The 20,448-nt window shown below is 65.2% G+C and carries 18 protein-coding genes; 14 read left to right on the top strand and 4 right to left on the bottom strand.

Annotated features, from left to right (window positions below):
* Nucleotides 1-3: 3 nt before the first annotated feature.
* From ACNPAA_RS04280 to ACNPAA_RS04265, 4 genes are all read left to right on the top strand, one after another.
* Entirely contained in the window at nt 4-1,542 is a 1,539-nt protein-coding gene (locus tag ACNPAA_RS04280) for an inactive transglutaminase family protein (protein ID WP_041215543.1), read from the top strand.
* Between the two features lie 3 nt (nt 1,543-1,545).
* Entirely contained in the window at nt 1,546-2,511 is a 966-nt protein-coding gene (locus ACNPAA_RS04275; RefSeq protein ID WP_039039849.1) for an alpha-L-glutamate ligase-like protein, read from the top strand.
* Nucleotides 2,512-2,808: 297 nt separating this feature from the next.
* Complete coding sequence (locus tag ACNPAA_RS04270) at nt 2,809-3,723, top strand: hydrogen peroxide-inducible genes activator (RefSeq protein ID WP_010674086.1); 915 nt, start codon at nt 2,809-2,811, stop codon at nt 3,721-3,723.
* Between the two features lie 106 nt (nt 3,724-3,829).
* Nucleotides 3,830-4,279 (top strand): C40 family peptidase, encoded by a 450-nt coding sequence (locus ACNPAA_RS04265; protein WP_029314241.1) that lies wholly within the window; start codon nt 3,830-3,832, stop codon nt 4,277-4,279.
* 54 nt (nt 4,280-4,333) lie between these two features.
* Here the strand turns inward: ACNPAA_RS04265 and ACNPAA_RS04260 are convergent, their stop codons facing one another.
* A complete protein-coding gene (locus ACNPAA_RS04260; RefSeq protein WP_010674084.1) occupies nt 4,334-4,627 on the bottom strand; it encodes a hypothetical protein in 294 nt (97 codons plus the stop codon).
* A 212-nt stretch (nt 4,628-4,839) separates the two neighbouring features.
* Between ACNPAA_RS04260 and ACNPAA_RS04255 the strand changes: the two genes are divergently transcribed.
* The 4 genes from ACNPAA_RS04255 to ACNPAA_RS04240 are packed head-to-tail and all read left to right on the top strand — an operon-like array spanning nt 4,840 to nt 8,587.
* A complete protein-coding gene (locus ACNPAA_RS04255; RefSeq protein ID WP_417891611.1) occupies nt 4,840-6,270 on the top strand; it encodes a coniferyl aldehyde dehydrogenase in 1,431 nt (476 codons plus the stop codon).
* 8 nt (nt 6,271-6,278) lie between these two features.
* Entirely contained in the window at nt 6,279-6,869 is a 591-nt protein-coding gene (locus ACNPAA_RS04250; RefSeq protein ID WP_043155215.1) for a TetR/AcrR family transcriptional regulator, read from the top strand.
* Nucleotides 6,859-7,386 (top strand): hypothetical protein, encoded by a 528-nt coding sequence (locus ACNPAA_RS04245; protein ID WP_041212703.1) that lies wholly within the window; start codon nt 6,859-6,861, stop codon nt 7,384-7,386. The genes ACNPAA_RS04250 and ACNPAA_RS04245 overlap by 11 nt, the downstream gene beginning before the upstream one ends.
* Nucleotides 7,387-7,402: 16 nt before the next feature.
* On the top strand, nt 7,403-8,587 hold the full coding sequence (locus ACNPAA_RS04240) for an iron-containing alcohol dehydrogenase (protein WP_319899380.1): 1,185 nt from the start codon (nt 7,403-7,405) through the stop codon (nt 8,585-8,587).
* 14 nt (nt 8,588-8,601) lie between these two features.
* Here the strand turns inward: ACNPAA_RS04240 and cysM are convergent, their stop codons facing one another.
* Complete coding sequence (cysM, locus tag ACNPAA_RS04235; protein WP_417891610.1) at nt 8,602-9,492, bottom strand: cysteine synthase CysM; 891 nt, start codon at nt 9,490-9,492, stop codon at nt 8,602-8,604.
* Between the two features lie 154 nt (nt 9,493-9,646).
* Between cysM and ACNPAA_RS04230 the strand changes: the two genes are divergently transcribed.
* The 6 genes from ACNPAA_RS04230 to ACNPAA_RS04205 all read left to right on the top strand — a co-directional run bounded on the left by ACNPAA_RS04230 (nt 9,647) and on the right by ACNPAA_RS04205 (nt 14,935).
* Nucleotides 9,647-9,904 (top strand): GNAT family N-acetyltransferase, encoded by a 258-nt coding sequence (locus tag ACNPAA_RS04230; protein WP_041215550.1) that lies wholly within the window; start codon nt 9,647-9,649, stop codon nt 9,902-9,904.
* Nucleotides 9,894-10,478, top strand: a complete 585-nt coding sequence (locus ACNPAA_RS04225; protein WP_253584578.1) for a nucleotidyltransferase family protein — start codon at nt 9,894-9,896, stop codon at nt 10,476-10,478. The genes ACNPAA_RS04230 and ACNPAA_RS04225 overlap by 11 nt, the downstream gene beginning before the upstream one ends.
* A gap of 70 nt (nt 10,479-10,548) precedes the next feature.
* Nucleotides 10,549-12,372 carry a SulP family inorganic anion transporter gene (locus tag ACNPAA_RS04220; protein ID WP_182976443.1) on the top strand — a complete coding sequence of 608 codons (1,824 nt, stop codon included), beginning with the start codon at nt 10,549-10,551 and terminating at the stop codon, nt 12,370-12,372.
* A gap of 122 nt (nt 12,373-12,494) precedes the next feature.
* Complete coding sequence (locus ACNPAA_RS04215; RefSeq protein ID WP_201871998.1) at nt 12,495-13,841, top strand: MATE family efflux transporter; 1,347 nt, start codon at nt 12,495-12,497, stop codon at nt 13,839-13,841.
* Nucleotides 13,842-13,852: 11 nt separating this feature from the next.
* Nucleotides 13,853-14,443, top strand: a complete 591-nt coding sequence (locus ACNPAA_RS04210) for a hypothetical protein (RefSeq protein WP_039039859.1) — start codon at nt 13,853-13,855, stop codon at nt 14,441-14,443.
* Nucleotides 14,444-14,719: 276 nt separating this feature from the next.
* Nucleotides 14,720-14,935, top strand: a complete 216-nt coding sequence (locus ACNPAA_RS04205) for a YdcH family protein (RefSeq protein ID WP_005313020.1) — start codon at nt 14,720-14,722, stop codon at nt 14,933-14,935.
* Between the two features lie 162 nt (nt 14,936-15,097).
* Here the strand turns inward: ACNPAA_RS04205 and nifJ are convergent, their stop codons facing one another.
* Together nifJ and ACNPAA_RS04195 are read right to left on the bottom strand one after the other, a co-directional pair.
* Complete coding sequence (nifJ, locus tag ACNPAA_RS04200; RefSeq protein ID WP_417891609.1) at nt 15,098-18,673, bottom strand: pyruvate:ferredoxin (flavodoxin) oxidoreductase; 3,576 nt, start codon at nt 18,671-18,673, stop codon at nt 15,098-15,100.
* Nucleotides 18,670-20,316 (bottom strand): NAD(P)-binding protein, encoded by a 1,647-nt coding sequence (locus ACNPAA_RS04195; RefSeq protein ID WP_417891608.1) that lies wholly within the window; start codon nt 20,314-20,316, stop codon nt 18,670-18,672. Before ACNPAA_RS04195 ends, nifJ begins: the two co-directional genes overlap by 4 nt.
* Nucleotides 20,317-20,448 lie beyond the last annotated feature (132 nt).

The raw sequence follows: 20,448 nt of genomic DNA, 5'->3' as shown, positions 1-20,448 counted from the left end.
TCCATGGTTTCCCGTAAGCCGTTCTATCTGCTGGTCGCCCTGCTCTACATCGTCGGCCTGGGGATGACCTTCTATCATCACATCGCGCTGGACGTCCCGCTCACGCCGGGTGAAAAGCGCCAGATCTGGTCCATCGAAGCCAAGCTCGAGTTCGAGGCCACCGGCGAGCCGGTGATCGCCTCCCTGGCCATTCCGGGCACCCAGCCCGGCTTCACCCTGATGAACGAGAACGCCGCGAGCCCGGGCTATGGTCTGTCGTTCGTGGAAAAAGACGGGGATGCCCGCGCCGAGTGGTCCATCCGCGCCGCCTCCGGCCGTCAGGAGCTCTACTACCGGGTCGACATGATGGCCGATGCCCATGCCAAGCCCGCCGCCAACCCGCAGCCGCCCGCCATCGAGAAGCAGATCGAGAGCGAGCCCTACGCCACGGCCATGAAGCAGATCCTGGAGCGCGCCCAGGAGCGCTCCGCCGACGGCTACACCCTGACCCGCGAGATCATCAAGGAGATCGAGAAGCAGGAACAGAATGCCGAGCTGCTCAAGTCCCACAAGAGCCGCGCCAATCTGATTGCCGAGCTGCTCAACAACGCGGACGTCCCGGCCCGGGTGGTTCACGCCCTCAGCCTGGAAGACGGCCGTCGCCGTCAGGAGCTGGTGGATTACCTGCAGGTCTTCAACAGCCCGACCGACTACAAGCTGTTCAACCCGCAAAGCGGTGAACAGGGTCAACCGGCCAACCTGCTGCTGTGGGAGTACAACTCCGGCGCCCTCCTGGACGTCACCGGCGGTCACAACTCCCGCGTCACCTTCTCGATGATCGAGCAGGAGCAACCGGTCAACGTGGCCCTGGCCCAGAAGTTCGAAAAATCCGAGATGATGAACTTCTCCATCCACAGCCTGCCCCTGGAAGAACAAGCCCTGTTCAAGGGTCTGCTGCTCATCCCCATCGGCGTGCTCATGGTGGTGTTCCTACGGGTCATCGTGGGGATCAAGACCTCCGGCACCTTCATGCCGGTGCTGATCGCGGTCGCCTTCATCCAGACCTCGCTGGTCACCGGCCTCATCGGCTTCCTGCTGATCGTCGGCACCGGCCTGGTGATCCGCTCCTACCTCTCGAGGCTGAACCTGCTGCTGGTCGCCCGAATATCGGCGATCATCATCATGGTGATCTCGATGATCGGCATCTTCTCGGCGTTCGCCTTCAAGCTGGGGCTGACCGATGGCATGAAGATCACCTTCTTCCCGATGATCATCCTCTCCTGGACCATCGAACGCATGTCCATCCTGTGGGAAGAAGAGGGTCCCAAAGAGGTGTTCCGCCAAGGCGGCGGCTCCCTGCTGGTGGCGGTCATCGCCTACCTGGCCATGGACAACGAGCTCATTCGTCACCTCACCTTCAACTTCCTCGGCCTGCAGCTGGTGCTGATGGCGACCGTGCTGTTGATGGGTAACTACACCGGCTACAAGCTGAGCGAGCTCAAGCGCTTCAAGCCGCTGGTGGACGAGATGAAGTCTGGTGCCACCCCGGGTAAGGACAAGTAACAGATGTGGTTCTGGCAGAAATACACCAGTCCGTGGAGCCTGTCCCAGGCAGGCATCCTCGGCATGAACAAGCGCAACCACTCCTACATCAGCCGCTACAACCCGCGCCGCCTCTATCCGCTGGTGGATGACAAGCTCAAGACCAAGCGCATCGCGCTGGATGCGGGGGTGACGGTGCCTGAACTCATCGGCACCATCCGCGAGCAGCACGACGTGACTCGCATCACCGAGCTGGTGAAGGACTGGCCGGGCTTCTGCATCAAGCCGGCCCGCGGCTCCGGCGGCAAGGGGATCCTGGTGATCCTGCGCCAGGAGGACGGCCTCTTCTACAAGCCCAACGGCAGCGCCGCCAACGGCCAGGATCTGGAGCGCCATGTCTCCAACATCCTGGCGGGGCTCTATTCCCTCGGCGGCAAACCCGACGTGGCGCTGGTCGAAGGCCTCATCAACTTCGACGACGTGTTCGACGGCTACTCCTTCGAAGGGGTCCCCGATGCCCGGGTGATCATCTTCAAGGGGTTCCCGGTGATGGCCATGATGCGCCTCTCGACCTCGGCTTCCGATGGCAAGGCGAACCTGCACCAGGGCGCCGTGGGGGTGGGCCTGTGCCTGCGCACCGGCCGCGCCCTGCGGGCGGTGCAGTTTGGCAACCCGCTGCGCCACCACCCGGACACCGGCCTGGATCTCTATGATCTGAAGGTGCCCCACTGGGACACCCTGCTCAACCTGGCGGCCTCCTGCTACGAGATGTCCGGTCTTGGCTACATCGGGACCGACATGGTGCTGGACAAGTTCCGCGGCCCCATGCTGCTGGAGCTCAACGCCCGTCCGGGCCTTGCCATCCAGATCGCCAACGGTCGCGGCCTGGTGCCCAACCTCAAGACCATCGAGAAGCTGGGTCAGGTCAAGATGAACGTGGAGCAGCGGGTCAACTTCGCCAAGGATCACTTCGGTATCTTCGACGAATAGTCCGCCCCCCTTCTGCAAAAACGCGCCCACCGGCGCGTTTTTTTATGGCCGCTCCTGCGCGCAGGGCGCCCCGCCCGAAGGCCGATCCCCGTCACATCCCATGGCGGCGCCCCTTCAATGGCGCGGCACAAGGGGATAAGCTCCCGACCAATGAGGGGTCGCCAGCCCATCGGCGCAGGCCACCCCATGTGCGTGAGGCAGTGCGCCTGCCAGGGGGCACCGATTTGTCGGCGACAACGGGGCTTCTCGATGGTAGATTAATCAAATCAAATAGATAGCATCGATCGGGTTTCTCCTATGCAACGTTGGCCCAGCCTGAAGCAGCTCCAGTATCTGGTCGCTCTGGACGAGCACAAGAATTTCAACCGCGCCGCCAAGGCCTGCCATGTCAGCCAGTCGACCCTGAGTACCGGGATCCAGACCCTGGAGGACATGATGAACCTGCAACTGGTGGAGCGGGATCACAAGAGCTTCATCATGACGCCGGTCGGCATGGAGATCGTGGCGCGGGCGCGCAACCTGCTCTCCGACGCCCGGGATCTGATGGAGCTGGGGCAGCAGCAGGGGGGCGTCATGCACGGCACGGTGCGCCTGGGCTGCATCCCCACCATCGCCCCCTTCCTGCTGAGCAAGCTGCTGCAGGTGTGCGGCAAGGCCTATCCGGATCTGGAGCTGCTGCTGCGGGAAGACACCACCACCAATCTGCTCAAGCAGCTGGAGCAGGGGCAGCTCGATCTGCTGATCCTGGCGCTGCCGGTGGAGATCGGCGGCTTCCACAGCAAGACCGTCGGCCAGGATCCCTTCCACATGGTGATGCCCTCCCACATGGCGGCGGGCCTGCACATGCCGTTCGACTACAAGGAGCTGCCCAACCAGAGCATCTTCCTGCTGGAGCGGGAGCACTGCCTGACGGAGCACGCGGTGAGCGCCTGTCGGCTGCGGGACAAGAGCAAGATCAACCCGTTCGCCGCCACCAGCCTGCACACCCTGGTGCAGATGGTGGGGGCCGGTCTTGGCACCACCTTCCTGCCCCAGATGGCCATAGATGCGGGCATCCTCGACAACACGGACCTGGTGGCCATCCCCCTGCCCGGGGAGAAACCCTATCGGGAGATAGGCCTGGTGTGGCGCCCCAGCACCACGCGGGTGCAGACCTTCTACAAGATTGCCGAGTTGCTGACGCCGCTCATTACCCCCAAACCGGCGGGGTGATCCAGTGGTTGCCCCCACAGGCGGCCACTCGTCAATGCCGTTGTCATTCAGGTTCCAGGCAGGATCATCGTCTATGATGAACCCCGTGCCCTATCAAGGAGTTGAGATGTTTCGCACCTTGCTGCTGCCCCTGCTGGCCCTGCTTCTCGCCGCCTGCTCCAGCACGCCGGAGCCTCCCCCTCCCGTGCGCCAGAGCGGCGCATTCGACAACTTCTATCAGCAGTGGCGCGGCGTGCCCTATCGCATGGGCGGTACCAGCCGCGCCGGTCTCGACTGCTCCGCCTTCACCCAGCTCGCCTACAGCCAGGTCCTGGGCTTCACCCTGCCCCGCACCACGGAATCCCAGGCGAGCCTCGGCCGCCCGGTGGACAGATACCGTCTCCAGCACGGGGACCTGGTCTTCTTCAAGACCGGCTGGCAGCAGTACCACGTCGGGGTCTACACCGGGGCAGGTGAGTTCATCCACGCCTCCACCAGCAAGGGCGTGATCCGCTCGCGCCTCGACAACGTCTACTGGAACAGCCGCTACTGGCAGGCCCGCAGGCTGGTCCAGTAGGTGTGACCCCCAACATGAAAAGGCCCCGAGGGGCCTTTTCATGTTGTTGTCGGGTCAGTGCTTGCGGTGCCAGCGGGGCGAGGTGGCACGCTCCCCCCAGGGGGTCATGCAGGGCAGCAGGGCCCCCTCGATGACGCCCTCATGGCTCGCCAGCGCCAGGGCAATCTTTTCGTGGAGCAGGCGCAGCAGGTTCTTCTCCTGGCCCGCCAGGGAGTGGCCTGCGGCGAAATACTCCTGCTGATGTTGCAGCGCCAGCTTCTGGGCAAACTCATAGGTATTGAAACTGTCCGGCATGCGCGCGATCACGTCATCCAGCCGGGCCAGCAGGCTATGCAATTCCCTGGTCATGTGCGGTTCTCCCTCCGAGTTGGTGACCCACAATTACCCCTTATTAGATAGAAGACCAATCCAGATACCTCAAAAATGGGAGCCCGGACACAGTTCCGGACAACGCCGCCCACTGGCAGCCACCCTCTGCCCCCGCCCGGTTTACAAGTCGGCAACGAATCGCTAGATTTGGACCGACTAATCAGTCGGTCACTTTTCGTGCGGAGCATGCCATGGACACCACCGTCACCCCCGCCTCACCGGACAAGTTCTCCCTCCCCGAGCAACTGCATCGGCTCAGGCAGGCCAGCCAGGCCACCCCCATGCCGGATCTGGCGTCCCGCCTCGCCAGACTTGATGCCCTCAAGCAGGGGCTGCTGCGCCACAAGCAGGCACTGTGTCAGGCCCTGGCCCGGGACTACGGCCAGCGCAGCGATTACGACAGCCTGATCGCCGATGTGCTCCCCTGCGTCATGCAGATCAACTACACCCTGAAACGGCTCAAGGGGTGGATGAAACCGGAGCGCCGTCATTCCGGCCTGCTGCTGGCCCCCGTCAGGGTCGAGGTGCACTATCAGCCCCTCGGCGTGGTCGGCATCATGGTGCCCTGGAATTTCCCGGTGATGCTGAGCCTCGGGCCCCTCATCGGCGCCCTCGCCGCCGGCAACCGCGCCATGATCAAGCTCTCCGAGTTCACCCCTCACACCAACGCCGTGCTGCGCACCCTGCTCGATGAGGCCCTCGGCGGTGACGAGGTGGTGGTCATCGAGGGGGATGCGGGGATCGCGGCCGCTTTCAGCGCCCTCCCCTTCGACCATCTCATCTTCACCGGCTCCACGGCGGTGGGTCGGCTGGTGATGGCCGCGGCCGCCCCCCAGCTCACCCCCCTCACTCTGGAGCTCGGCGGCAAGAGCCCCTGTCTCATCGCCCCCGACATGCCCCTGGCCCTGGCGGTGGAGCGGATGATCTTCGGCAAGAGCCTCAACGCCGGCCAGATCTGCGTGGCCCCCGACTACGTGCTGCTGCCGAGGGGGCAGGAGCAGGCCTTCATCGAGGCCTATCAGGCCCATTTTCGCCGCCTCTACCCCCAGGGGCTCGAGAGCCCGGATTATGGCGCCATCATCAACGCCCCCCAGTACGAGCGGCTCACCGCCTGGCTGGAGGAGGCGAGGCAGGCCGGCGCCCAGATCCACCCCTGCGTCACGCCCGCCCGGGATGACGCCACCCGCAAGCTGGTGCCCCACCTGCTGACCGAGGTGCCCGGCCACTGCCAGGTGATGCAGCAGGAGATCTTCGGCCCCCTGCTGCCCCTGGTGCCCTATGACGACATCGAGGAGGCCCTGGCCTATGTGGCGGCCCGGCCCCGCCCCCTGGCGCTCTATCTGATGAGCCTGGACGAGACGCTGCAGCGCCGCCTCATCCGGGAGACCCACGCCGGGGGCATGGCCATCAACGAGAGTCTGTTCCAGGTGGCGGCGGACGATGCCCCCTTCGGCGGCATCGGTCCCTCCGGCATGGGCCACTATCACGGCCGCGAGGGGTTTCTCACCTTCTCCAAAGCGAAAACCGTGCTGCGTCGCGGACGCTTCAGCACAGGCTCCCTCATTCATCCCCCCTATCGGCGCTGGTACCAGCGGCTGATGATGGCCCTGTTCCTGCGCTAGGAGGCGAGATGCGAGAGACCATGACCGACAAACGCCGCCAGATCCTGGATGCCGCCCTGGCCCTGTGCGCGGAGGATGGCCTGCAGGGCGCCGCCACCGCCCGCATCGCCAAGGCGGCCGGGGTGGCCAATGGCACCCTGTTTCATCACTTTCCCAGCAAGGAGGTGCTGATCCAGAGCCTCTACCAGGACATCAAGCTGCGCCTTGGCGCCGCCATCACCGAGGCCGATGCCGCCCTGCCGCTCCAGGAGCAGGCCCGCCACTACTGGCACCAGGCCATGGGCTGGATGCAGGCCCACCCCCGTGAGCTCAGGTTCGTGCTGGGCTTTTTCCACTCCCCCCTGCTGGCCCGGCCCCTGCGCAGCCAGATCCTGGCGGAGACCCTGCATTTTCTGCCGAGCCTGCTCGCCCGGGGCCAGGCCAGCGGCGAGCTGATGTCGGCCCCGCCGGCACTGATGCTGGAGGTGTGCCAGGGCCAGTTTCTGGCCTGCGCCTCCCTCTTTGTCGATCAGCCTGAACTGGGAGAAGACCCCCACTGGCAGGAGAGCGCCTTCGCCCTCTTCTGGTCCGCCATCAGCGGAGGTTCCCATGCGCCCTGACGCCCTGCTTGCCACCGGCAGACGCCTCTGGATTGGCAGCCTGCTCTGGATCATCGGCCGCACTCTGTGCCGCGCCGCCCGGGTCGACGAGGCGGTGCGCCGCGAGCTTGCCCCCCTGCCGGACGGCCTCACCATCAGGCTCGAGGTAAACGGCATGACCCGGGGGCTGAGTCTCTACAAGTTCGCGGGGCGCTGGCACTGCGGTGAGGAGGCTGGCAGGGCGCATTCGACCTGTGCCCATGACGGCCCCCACCCCCTGCGGGTGCGCTTCAAGCACCCCGCCGTCGCCTTTCGCGCCCTCAGTTTTCGCCTCGGCATCAACCAGGCCTTTTGCGAAAACCGGCTGCTGGTGGAGGGGGATCTCGACGCGGCCATGCACCTGGTGCGAGCGCTTGAGCAGTTGCAGAGCCTGATCCTGCCCGCCTTCATCGCGCGGCCCCTGCTTCGCCACTACCCGGACCCGCATCGCAAGCTCGCGCGGGCCTGCCACATCTATCTGGGTCTTCTGACCGGTTGAACACGAGGAGAACGGGATGAGCCGTTATTACGATTTTTTCTGCCCGGTCAAGCTGATGGCGGGGGAACAGGCACTGGAACAGTTGCCGGATGCCCTGAGGGGATTGGGAGCTGGCCGCCCCTTGCTTCTCACCGACAAGGGGGTCAGCGGCAGCGGGCTCGCCACCCTGCTGGCCGATGTGATGGCCGAAGGGGCGTTGCCGGTCGCCGCCATCTGGGACGAGATCCCGGCGGACTCCTCCACCGCCGTGGTGGAGCGGATCGCCCGCCACTACCGGGAGCTGGGCTGTGACAGCCTGCTCGCCCTTGGCGGCGGCTCCGTCATCGACACCGCCAAGGCGGTGAACATACTGGCGACCCTGGGGGGCGAGCGGCTGCTCGATTATGCCGGAGCGGATTGCCTGACCCATCCCCTCAACCCCCTGGCGGTGGTCCCCACCACGGCGGGGACCGGCTCCGAAGTGACGCTGGTGGCAGTGATCAAGGATGAAGGGAGCGGGCGCAAGGTACCCTTCACCTCCCCCTTCCTGCTGCCCCGGCTGGCGGTGCTGGATCCCCGCCTCACCCTGGGGCTGCCGCTGCCCATCACCGCCGCCACCGCCATGGATGCCATGACCCACGCCATCGAGGCCTTCATCGGCAACGGCAAGAACCCGGTCAGTGACGCCCTGGCCCTGATGGCGGTGGAGAAGATTGCCACCGCCCTGCCCAGGGTGCTGGCCCACCCGACGGACAAGGGCCTGCGGCTGCAACTGGCAGAGGGCTCCACCCTGGCGGGCATGGCGTTCTCCAACTCCATGGTGGGGCTGGTGCACGCCCTCGGCCACAGTCTGGGGGCGCGCTGCCACCTGCCCCATGGCCTCTGCATGAACCTCTTCCTGCCCACCGTGCTCGACTACAACCGGCCCGGCATCGACCCCGAGCTGGCCCGCCTGCTGCTGCCCCTGGTGGGGCCGGAGCGCTTTGCCGCGACCCCGGCCGAGGGGCGACCCCAGGCCACCATCGAGGCGTTGCAGGCACTGCGCGATACTCTGTGGCAGACGGTCAAGCTGCCCCGCACCCTGCGGGAGGCGGGCCTCACCGACAAGGCGCTGCTGCCCGGGATCCGGGATCTCGCCATCAACGATGGCGCCCTGCTCTACAACCGCAAGGATGCGGACAGGGACCAGTTGCTGGTCCTGCTGGAGCGGGCCTGGGAGTAACGGACCCTTGCCCGTCAGGCATCGGGGGTGAAGACCCCGGTGGAGAGGTAGCGATCCCCCCGATCGCAGATGATCGCCACCACCACCCCCTGCCCGATCTCCGCCGCCACCCGCAAGGCCCCGGCCACGGCGCCACCCGAGCTGACACCGCAGCAGATCCCCTCCTCCCGCGCCAGCCGGCGCATCATGGCGAGGGACTCGTCGAGCGTCACATCCAGCACCCCATCGACCCGCGCAGGCTCGAAGATGGCGGGCCGGTAGGCCTCGGGCCAGCGGCGAATGCCGGGGATCTGGCTCCCCTCGGCCGGTTGCAGGCCGATCACCGCCACCGCCGGGTTCTGCTCCTTGAGGTAGCGGGAGACCCCCATGATGGTGCCCGTGGTGCCCATGGCCGAGACGAAGTGAGTGACCGCCCCGCCGCTCTGGCGCCAGATCTCGGGGCCGGTGGAGCGGTAGTGGGCATCCGGGTTGGCGGGGTTGTTGAACTGATCGAGCACCAGCCCCTCCCCCCGCGTCTGCATGGCCAGGGCGAGGTCTCGCGCCGCTTCCATGCCCTCTTCCACCAGCACCAGCTCGGCGCCGTAGGCCTGCATGGCGTCGCGCCGCTCCTGGCTCATGTTGCTCGGCATGATGAGTCGCATCCGGTAACCCCGGGACGCCGCCACCATGGCCAGCGCGATGCCGGTATTGCCGGAGGTGGCCTCGATGAGCCGGGCCCCTGGCGCTAAGTGACCACTCGCCTCTGCCTGCCTGATGAGGTTCAGCGCCGCCCTGTCCTTGACGGAGCCGGCGGGGTTGTTGCCCTCCAGCTTCACCAGCAGGGTGACGCCGGGGTGCGGATTAATGCGGCGCAGCGCCAGCAGCGGGGTGTTGCCTATCAGCTCGTCCAGGGTGGCGAAGGCCATGACGGATCCATCCTCTCTCAATGTTCTATACCTTGCCTTGCGACCATTCGCAGGCCGGCCAGTGTAAGCGAGCCCGACATGGGCGCAAAGAATGGCGTTGGCAAACCCTGTCCGCCATGTTCTGATCTTCCCATTCACCCAGAGAGGACTCCCGATGAGCGACATCCTTCACCAGGCCGATCAGCAGCAGTTTGTCTGCACCGTGGACGGCAAGATCTCCCGCCTTGCCTATCGCCGGCTGGACGCCACCACGGTGGACGCCTACAGCACCCAGGTTCCCCCCGAGCTGCGCGGACAGGGGATTGCCGACAAGCTGGCCCGCCGCTTCTACGACTGGACCCTCTCTGAGGGGCTCACCATAGTGCCGAGCTGCAGCTACATCGACGTCTGGTTGCGCCGCAATGCCGGTTGAAGCCGGGGCGCTGCGGGAGGCGCACCTGCGGGCCTGCACCGAGGCCCTGCTGCGGGCTGATCACCCGCGCATGGATTGCCTCCGGGCTGCGCGGGAGCTGGCCCTGCCCGACTGGGCCCTGGGGGCGGGGTTTGTGCGCAACCTCATCTGGGATCACCTCCATCACAAGGCCGAACCCACCCCGCTCAACGACATCGATCTTATCTATCTGGACAGCGCTGATCCGACTGGATTGAAGGAGGCCGATCACGAAGCCTGGCTCGCCGCCAGGATGCCAGGCCAGTTGTGGGAGGTGCGCAACCAGGCCCGCATGCATCTGCGCCAGCAGGTGCCTCCTTTTGCCAGCTCGCTCTCGGCCCTCAGCCACTGGGTGGAGATACCCACCTGCATCGGAGTCCGCCTGTTGGCAGATGATGCTTTCGAGTGGCTGGCCCCCTACGGCTTTGCCCCCAACTGGTCCCTGGTGGTGAGCCCCAATCCGCGCTGTCGCCAGGAGAGCCGTATCTTTAGCGAACGGGTCAGGGCCAAGGAGTGGCAACGCATCTGGCCTGACCTTGTGGTGAACTGGCCATGAGCGGATTGCAAAGGGCCGACAACCTTGGGCACACTAAGAAAAAGATGTTTGTAACTCAATGGGTTAAATAATGCGCGATTTCTTCTCTCTCGAGCGCTGGCTGCCGGGGCTCGCCGCCTTGCTGCAATACCAGCGGGCCTGGCTGATGCCGGATCTTCGCGCTGGCCTCTCGGTCGCGGCCGTGGCCCTGCCCGTGGCCATCGCCTATTCGGAGCTCGCCGGGGTGGGCGCCATCGTCGGCCTCTACTCCTGCATCCTGCCCATGGTGGTGTACGCCCTCTTTGGCACCTCCCGTCAGCTCATCGTCGGTCCGGATGCCGCCACCTGCGCGGTGATCGCCGCCGTGGTCACGCCGCTCGCCGCCGGGGATCCCACCCGTCACTGGCAACTGGTGATGACCATGACCGCCATGACCGGCTTCTGGTGCCTCATCGCCAGCCGCTTCAAACTGGGGGTGCTGGCAGACTTTCTCTCCCGCCCCATCCTGATGGGGCTGCTCAACGGGGTGGCCATCACCATCATGGTGGGCCAACTCTCCAAGATCTTCGGCTTCACCTTCAGCGAGCGCTACCTGATAGAGCGGATCCTGAACGGCACCAGCTACATTACCCAGACCCATCTGCCCACCCTGGCCATGAGCCTAACCGCCCTGCTCACCCTGCTGCTGGCCAAGCGCTACAGACCGGCCTGGCCCTCCTCCATGGTGGCCATGGTGGTGACGGCGGCCCTGGTGTGGCTGTTCAATCTCGGCCGTGTCGACATCGCCACCCTGGGGACCATCGGCTCGGGGCTGCCCGCCTTCCAGATGCCGGACTTTCCCCCCGGGCTTATCCGTGAGCTGGTGCTGCCCGCCCTCAACCTCGCCATGGTGAGCTTCGTCTCCATGATGCTCACCGCCCGCAGCTTCGCCGCCAAGAATGGCTACGAGATTGATGCGGACAAGGAGTTTAGGGCGCTGGGCATGGCGAACCTGGCGGCGGCGGCCTCTCAGGGCTTTGCCATCAGCGGGGCGGATTCGCGCACCGCGGTCAACGACGCCAACGGCGGCAAAAGCCAGCTGGTCTCCATCATCGCCGCCGCCGTCATCGCCCTGGTCACCTTCTACCTGACGGCGCCGCTGCAATACATTCCCACCGCCGCCCTCGGCGTGGTGCTGGTGATGGCCTCCCTGTCGCTGACAGATTTTCGCGGCCTCTGGGCCCTGCGCGAATCGGACCGCGCCGCCTTCTGGCTCGCCCTGGTGACCTTTGTCAGCGTGCTCACCATGGGGGTCATTCCGGGCATCACCCTCGCAGTCCTGCTGGGGCTGTTCCAGTTCCTGCGCAACGTGATGCGCCCCACCGACCAGCTGCTCGGCATGGACGACGAGGGCGTGGTGCGCACCCTGGGGGACAACGAGCAGGCCAAGGCGATTCCCGGCATCCTGGTCTATCGCTTCAACTCCCCGCTCACCTACTTCAACGCCCCCTACTTCAAGCGGCGGGTGCTGGCACTGCTGGTGCAGGATCCCCACAATCCCAGGTGCCTGGTGGTGGATGCGGTGGCCTGCTTCACCCATCAGGACATCAGCGTGATGAGCATGGTGGGAGAGCTGCACAAGGAGCTCAAGCGGCGCGGCATCCACATGGTGATGGCCGGTCGGCACGGCCAGATGAGCCAGTGGTTCAAACAGGCGGGGATCCGGGTCGGCGAGGATGGCATCATCCTCTGCCCCGACATGTACCAGGCCCTGCGCATGACCCGCTGCTACCGGGAGCCGGTGTTCCGGGATGACGAGGGGGTGGAGAGCACCACGGATGCCCTGCTCACCCGCTGGCCGCACGATGACGACCTGCCCGACTCGGCGCGCCTCACCCGCCCCAGCGAGCAGGAGGCCGGCGCCACGCCGGTCTGAGAGACATCCCCTGGTCGCAGGCCCCCTCCTCCTGCGACCAGGATTGCACCCCGCCCCCGCTTGGTGTTAAATGCCCCTCCAGTTGGCCCTGACGAGGGCCATCGCCAGCACCTGGATATCCCATGCAGACTCAATCCCACGCGGGCCCGGGCTCCCTCTTCGCCCTGACCTGGCCACTGTTCATCGATCTGGCCCTTCACTTTCTGACCGGGGCCCTCAACACCTTCATGGTGGGCCACGTCTCCTATCAGGGGGTGGCGGCCCTCGCGGTGGGCAACCAGGTCTTCGATCTCGCCATCACCCTGTTCAGCTTCGTCAGCATCGGCACCAGCGTGGTGATCACCCAGTATCTGGGGGCGGGAGACAAGGAAAAAGCCCGCATCGTCATCCACACCGCCATCGGCTTCAACCTGCTGGTGGGACTGGTGGCCGCGGTCGGCGTCATGGCGGGGGCCGGCACCATGCTGGCGCTGATGAACCTGCCTGCCCACCTGATGAGCGACGGCAGCCTCTACCTGCAGATCATCGGGCTTTGCCTGCTGCCGGAGGCGGCGGCCCTCTGCCTGGCCGCCACCCTGCGTGCCCACGGCCACACCCGCCAGGCCATGTACGTGACCCTCATCGTCAACCTCATCACCTTCGTCGGCAACCTGCTGCTGCTCTATGGCTGGTTCGGCCTGCCCCAGCTCGGGGTCGCCGGGGTCGCCATCAGCACGGTGGCAGGGCGCATCGTCGGGGTGGTACTGCTGGTGTGGCTGGTGGCACGCAAGACCGGCATCCGGCTGCGTCTGCCCGAGATCGTCCGCCCAAGCCGCGCCATGCTGGACAAGGTACTGCACATCGGTCTGCCGGCGGCGGGGGAGAACCTCTCCTGGATGCTGCAGTTCATGGTGGTGACCGCCTTCGTCGGCCTGCTCGGCGACAAGGCGCTGGCGACCCAGTCCTACTTCTTCCAGATCTGCCTGTTCATCCTGTTGTTCGGCCTCTCCATCGGCCTTGGCAACGAGATCATCATCGGCCACCTGGCGGGGGCCAGACGCTTCGATCAGGCCTATCGCCAACTGATGAAGAGCCTGAAACTCGGCCTCATCGTCACCACCGCCATCGCCATCGCCGCCGCCCTCAACGGCCGCGCCATCATCAGCCTGTTCACCGACGACGCCGACATCATCACCCAGGTGGCGCAGCTCTTCCTCATCAGCCTCATCCTCGAACCCGGTCGCACCTTCAATCTGGTGGTGATCAACGCCCTGCGCGCCACCGGGGATGCCCGTTTCCCGCTCTACATGGCGCTCGTCTCCATGTGGGGCATTGCCGTTCCCCTGGCCTATTTCCTTGGTATCATGCAGGGCTATGGCCTGGTAGGCATCTGGCTGGCCCTCGCCTGCGACGAGTGGGTGCGCGGTCTGGCCATGTTCTGGCGCTGGCGCAGTCGTCGCTGGCAAAACAAAATTCTTGTCGAAACATAAGCGGAATCACCATGAAGAAAATCGGACTCTTGTTGACGGCCATCCTGCTCAGCCCGCTCGCCATGGCGCAAACCGCCCCGGCGACCCCCAAGGCGCAGGCTCCCCAGACCTGGTATGTGGCCCCCATCGTCATCGACGAGACCAGCGAAGCCCAGAAGGCCCTGACCAAGGAGTTCACGGCCCAGATGATCAAGACCATCAAGATCAACGAGTACCAGACCGGCAAGGCGGTGGGCAAGACCAAATCGCCCAAGTGGCTGATCCGCACCAAGCTGATGCCCGCAAGCCAAGAGCCTCTGGTCGGCAAGAAGCACCCGCAGGGCCTCACCTACGGCAAGGGCATCCCCACCCAGGAGATCGTCGGCGAGCTCATCATGAACGGCACCCTGGTGGCCCACATCGGTCAGGGCTGGCGTGAACCCATCGTGCCGGGCACACCGGTGGCGGAGAAGATCTCCATCGCCAACTACCAGTACGCCATCGGCAACGAGGCCAAGGCGCCGGATCTGGAAGAGCTGGCGGCGCAGATCGGTTTCGAGGCGGGCAAGGTGATTGCCAGAGACGGCAAGCCCCTGCCCGAGAAGAAAAAGAAAAAAGAGTAAACGGCTCACCCGTTTCCAGTCAGGGGCCTCGCGCCCCTTTCTGTTGCCCGTCCCGTTACAGACCCCCTCTCCCGAATGTGAAGCGGATCCCGCTTCTTTCCTCTGCTGCCCCAGGGCCAGCAGGCAATCATCTTGTAATTCAAACAGTTAAAAATCGCCCTTCCCATGCAACAAATCCGTGGCCCCGAATTGGATCGGGATCACGTTTCTCCCCGGCAGTAAGGGGTACTTTGGTCTTGCAGGCACAATCAAACGACAACAAGGAGGCTTCATTACATGTTTCCGGAGTACAGAGATCTCATCTCGAAACTGAAGAGCAGTGATGTCCATTTCCAGAAGAAGTTTGACTTGCACAACGACCTGGATGCGGAGATCAGAAAGCTGGAGAAACACCACGCCAGCGACTACAGCTCCGAGGTGAAGGATCTGAAAAAACAGAAACTTAAACTGAAAGAGGAGATATACGACATCCTCAAACAACATCCACACTAGACGCCTCGACGAATACCTGGATAAGCAACTTATCCTGCCAGCCCGGCCCGACGCCGGGCTTTTTGTTGGCCGTCCCAAGACGCGGCAACGGCCACTTCCCTTGGCACCGGAAAACGAAGCGGGCCAACAGGCCCGCTTTGTCATACCTGTTTCATCCCATGATCACACCGGCGGATGGAAATGGCTGGCTTCGCGGGTGGCCATCTCCTCGTAGGTGGCCCACTTCTGCCACGCCACTTGTTGCGCCACCTGCATCAGCCGCTCGGCCTCCTGTGGGTGGCTCTGGGCCAGCACCCGATAACGGGTCTCCTGCTGCCGGTATTCGGCAAGGGGGATGGAGGGGCGCAGGCTGTCGAGGCTGAAGGGGTTCTGCCCGGCGCTGCGCAGTACCGGGTTGTAGCGCATCAGCGGCCAGTGGCCCGAATCGACCGCACGCTTCTGTTGGGCCAATCCCTGCTCCATGTCGATGCCGTGGGCGATACAATGGCTGTAGGCGATGATGAGCGACGGGCCCGGATAGGCTTCGGCCTCACGCAAGGCCTGCAGCGCCTGCTGCGGATTGGCCCCAAAGGCGATGCGGGCAACATAGACGTTGCCGTAGGAGATGGCCTGCAACGCCACATCCTTCTTGGCCAGCGTCTTGCCTCCCGCAGCGAATTTGGCGACGGCACCGAGCGGGGTCGATTTCGACATCTGGCCGCCGGTGTTGGAGTAGACCTCGGTATCCATCACCAGCACGTTCACATCGCGCCCGGAGGCAAGCACATGATCGAGTCCCGCCGAGCCGATGTCATAGGCCCAGCCGTCGCCGCCGATGATCCAGACCGAGCGGCGCACCAGCTGATCGATAAGCGAGAGCAGCTCGCGGGCCTTGCCGGATTTCACCTCCTCCAACCGTTCCCGCACTTGCGCCACCCGGGTACGCTGGGCACGGATCTCCGACTCCAGCCGCTGCGGAGCGCTGATCAAGGTATCGACCAGCTCTGCGCCCAGCTCCCCCTTCATCGCTTCGAGGGCCGCCACCGCCTGACCGTGATGCTGATCGGCGGTGAGACGAAAACCAAAGCCAAACTCGGCGTTGTCCTCGAACAGGGAGTTCGACCAGGCCGGTCCCTTCCCTTCCGCGTTCTTGGCCCAGGGGGTGGTCGGCAGGTTGCCGCCATAGATGGAGGAGCAACCGGTGGCGTTGGCCACCAGCATGCGGTCACCAAACAGCTGGGTCAGCAGCTTGAGGTAAGGGGTCTCGCCACAGCCAGCGCAGGCGCCGGAGAACTCGAACAGGGGTTCGAGGAACTGGGTGCCGCGCACCGTGGAAAAATCCACCCGCTCGCGGGCCGGCCACGGCAGGCTCTCGAACCAGCGCAGCGCCTGTTTCTGGCCAGCCAGATGGGGGGCCTTGTCCATCATGGCGATGGCGCGCTCGCCCTCGTGTTCCTCATCAGCCCCAGCCCGCACCGGACAGGCCTGCACGCACTGGCCGCAGCCGGTGCAATCCTCCGGATAGAGTTGCAAGGTGTAGCGGCTGTCGGGGAAACCCTTGGCGGTGACGGGCACCGACTGGGCCACCTCGGGGGCGGTCGCCAGCCAGTCCTGATGGTAGAACTTGGCCCGCAGCGCCCCATGGGGGCAGACAAAGACGCAGTTGCCGCACTGGATGCAGATATCCGAATGCCAGATCGGGATCTCGCGGGCGATATCCCGCTTCTCGAAGCGGCTGGTGGCGGTGGGGTAAGTGCCATCCACCGGCAGCATGGAGACGGGGATCAGATCGCCGCGCCCCGCCAGCATCTCGCCGGTGACACGCTGGACAAACTCGCTGCCCCCCGGTGCCAGCGGCAGCGGATAGTCGCTGATCTGCTCCTCACCGGCCGGGATGACCACCTGATGGAGATGAGCCAGGGTGTCGTCCACCGCGGCGAAGTTGCGCGCCACCACTTCGGGCCCCTTGCGGGCATAGCTCTTCTCGATGCTCTCCTTGATCAGCGCGATCGCCTCGTCCCGCGGCAAGATACCGGCCAGGGCGAAGAAGCAGGTCTGCATGATGGTGTTGATGCGATTGCCCATGCCGTTGCGCTCGGCCACCCGATCGCCGTCGATGCAGTAGAGGCGGATATTGAGGGCGCGGATGCGGGCGCGCAGCCGCTCGGGCAGCTCGGCCCAGACCCGGTCGGGCTCATGGGGAGCATTGAGCAGCAGGGTCGCCCCTTCGGCGGCATGCTCCAGCAGATCGACCGATTCGACAAAACCCCACTGGTGGCAGCCGATAAAGCTCGCCTGCTCGATAAGCCAGGGGGCGTCGATGGGCTCGGGGCCAAAGCGCAGATGGGAGACGGTGCGCGAACCCGACTTCTTGGAGTCGTAGACGAAGTAGCCCTGAGCGTGGAACCCCTCCAGCTCGCCGATGATCTTGATGCTGTTCTTGTTGGCGCCCACGGTGCCGTCGGCACCGAGGCCGAAGAAGAGCGCCCGCACCCGGCTGGCAGGCTCCAGATCGCCGATGGGGTGCCAGGCCAGACTGAGGCCCGACACATCATCGACAATCCCCACGGTAAAGCGCGGGCGCGGCGCATCGGATGCCAGCTCCTCGAAGACAGCCGCGCACATGGCGGGGGTGAACTCCTTGGAAGAGAGGCCGTAGCGACCACCGCTCAGCCAGGGCAGCCGCTTGATAAGGCCGCGCTGCAAGCCATCGATGAGCGCGCTCTGCACATCCAGCAGCAGCGGCTCGCCGCCTGCCCCCGGCTCCTTGGTGCGATCCAGCACCGCCATGCGGCGAACGCTCGCGGGCAGGGCATCGAGCAGCGCCTGCACCGGGAAGGGGCGATAGAGGCGCACCACCAAGACCCCGGTCTTGCGATCCTGCCGGTTGAGCCAATCCACCGTCGTGCGGGCGGTGGCCGCCCCCGAGCCCATCAGCACGATGACGTCGGTGGCATCCGGGGCGCCGTGGTACTCCACCAGCCGGTAGTGACGGCCGGTCAGCTCGCCGAGGCTCTCCATGCACTGCTGCACCCGCGCCGGCACCGCCTCGTAGAAGGGATTGACGCTCTCGCGGGACTGGAAATAGGTGTCCGGGTTCTGGGCGGTGCCACGCATCACCGGATGATCCGGGTTGAGCGCCCGCGCACGGTGGGCGCGCACCCAGTCGTTGTCGATAAGGGCCCGGATCTCATCCCGATGCAGGGCGACTATCTTGTTCACCTCGTGGGAGGTGCGAAAGCCGTCGAAGAAGTGGATAAAGGGCACCCGGCACTGCAGGGTGACGCTGTGGGCGACCAAAGCCAGGTCCTGCACCTCCTGCACCGAGCCGGAGGCGAGCATGGCAAAGCCGGTGCTGCGCGCCGCCATCACGTCCTGATGGTCGCCAAAAATCGAGAGCCCCTGCGCCGCCAAGGATCGGGCCGCCACATGGAACACCGCCGAGGTCAATTCGCCTGCGATCTTGTACATGTTGGGCAGCATCAGCATCAGCCCCTGACTGGCGGTGAAGGTGGTGGCGAGCGCCCCCGCCTGCAGGGCGCCGTGCACCGTGCCAGCCGCTCCCCCTTCGCTCTGCATCTCCACCACGGTGGGGATGTTGCCCCAGAGGTTGGTCTGCCCTTCTGCCGCCCAGGCGTCGGCCAGTTCGGCCATGGTCGAGCTCGGGGTGATGGGATAGATGGCACACACTTCGCTCAGCTGGTACGCCACCCGGGCCGCGGCTTCGTTGCCGTCAACCATGATCAGTTCATGTTTCATTGGGACTCCTCCGGTTGGCGAAGCTCGATGGCGTGGCAGGGGCACTGGTCGTGGCAGGCACCGCAGCCAGTGCAGCGCTCGGCATCCACCTGATACCCCAGACCCGGCCCCAGCTTGGCGATGGCCTGCTCGGGGCAGCTGCCGTAGCAGCCGTCGCACTCGAAGCAGTTGCCGCAGGAGTAGCAGCGCGCCGCCTCGTAGCGGGCGGCCGTCTCGTCCAGTCCGCCGATGATCTCGCCAAAGTCGTCCCGCGCCCACACCGGTTTGACCGGCTGACTGCTGGCCGGGGCGTGGGTCTGGAACCAGAGTTGCAACTGCTCCGGCCCCACCAATGAATAGGAAAGCGGTTTGTGATAGAGGCGACCACGCAGCCAGGCATCCATGTGGCGCGCCGCCTTCTTGCCGTGGCCGGTGGCGATGGTGACGGTGCGCTCGGAGGGCACCATGTCGCCACCGGCAAACAGACCCGGCACGTCCGTCATCAGGTTCTCGCCAACCTGTACCACTCCCTCCTTGTTGACCCGCACGCCGGGGATGCTCTCCAGCACGCTCAAATCAACTTCCTGACCGAGCGCCAGAATAAGGGAGTCCGCTTCGAGGGTTTCAAACTTGCCGGTGGGCACCGGCTTGCCCTCGGCATCCAGCGCCATCACCTCCACCTCGATATTGGTGCTGTCGAGCTGGCGGATGGTGCGCAGCCAGTTGATCTTGATCCCCTCCTCCTCGGCCTCATCGGCTTCGAAGGCGTGGGCCGGCATATGATCGCGGTCGCGGCGGTAGATGATCATCGCCTCTTCCACACCGAGGCGACGGGCGGTACGGGCCGCGTCCATGGCGGTGTTGCCGCCGCCGTAGATGGCTACCCGCCGTCCCAATTTGGGCGGCGGCAAGCCTTTCTCTTCGGCCAGACTGGCCTGTTCGAGAAAACTCACCGCATCGAGGATCTTGCCCGCTTCCCGGGCCGGAATATCGACCCGCTTGGCCAGATGGGCGCCGATGGCCATAAAGACGGCGTCAAAGCCCCCCTCGTCGCGCTCGCGCAGCACATCCTCCACCTTGTGGTTGAGGGTCAGGGTCACCCCGGCCGCCACGATGCGGGCTACCTCCCGATCCAGCACGTCGCGGGGCAGACGATAAGCGGGAATACCAAAGCGCAGCATGCCGCCGGCGAGCGGCCCCGCCTCGCGGATCTCCACCTGATGGCCAAGCCGGTTGAGGTGCCAGGCGCAGGAGAGACCGGAGGGGCCGGCACCGATCACCAGCACCTTCTTGCCGCTGGCGGGCGCGGGTGGCGCAGGCTGCCAACCTTTGGCCAGCGCTTCGTCGCCGAGGAAGCGTTCGATGGCGTGAATGGAGACGGCGTCATCCACCTGACCGCGGTTGCAGGCCGTTTCGCAGGGGTGATAGCAGACCCGGCCATGAATGGCGGGCAAGGGGTTCTCTTCGATCAAGGTCTGCCAGGCCGCCTCAAAACGGCCGGCCTGCGCCAAAGAGAGCCAGGCCTGGATGTTTTCTCCGGCCGGGCAGGCGTGATTGCAGGGTGGCAGGGCCGGCCGCCAGACGGGTAGCCGGGTACGCACCGGGCCTGTTCCCGTTTTCAGGGAGAGATCCGGCAATGGGGTCATGTCCAGTTGTTTGCTCATACATTGCTTTCTTCTTTTTGTGTGACAGGCCCCATCCGAATGCGCTTGATACCGTTTTGCCTGGGCAGACGGTGGCCGGAGAGGGAAGAAGCGAAAGCGTCAGAAACTGGAAGCTGGCCCGATGATGGGCCG

Origin of the sequence: Aeromonas sp. PS2Canimalfood6 (genome assembly GCF_048276795.1) — a bacterium.
Taxonomy (GTDB): Bacteria; Pseudomonadota; Gammaproteobacteria; order Enterobacterales; family Aeromonadaceae; genus Aeromonas; species Aeromonas caviae.
The sequence above is the reverse complement of the archived record's forward strand: the minus strand, read 5'-3'. Positions and strand labels throughout refer to the sequence as shown.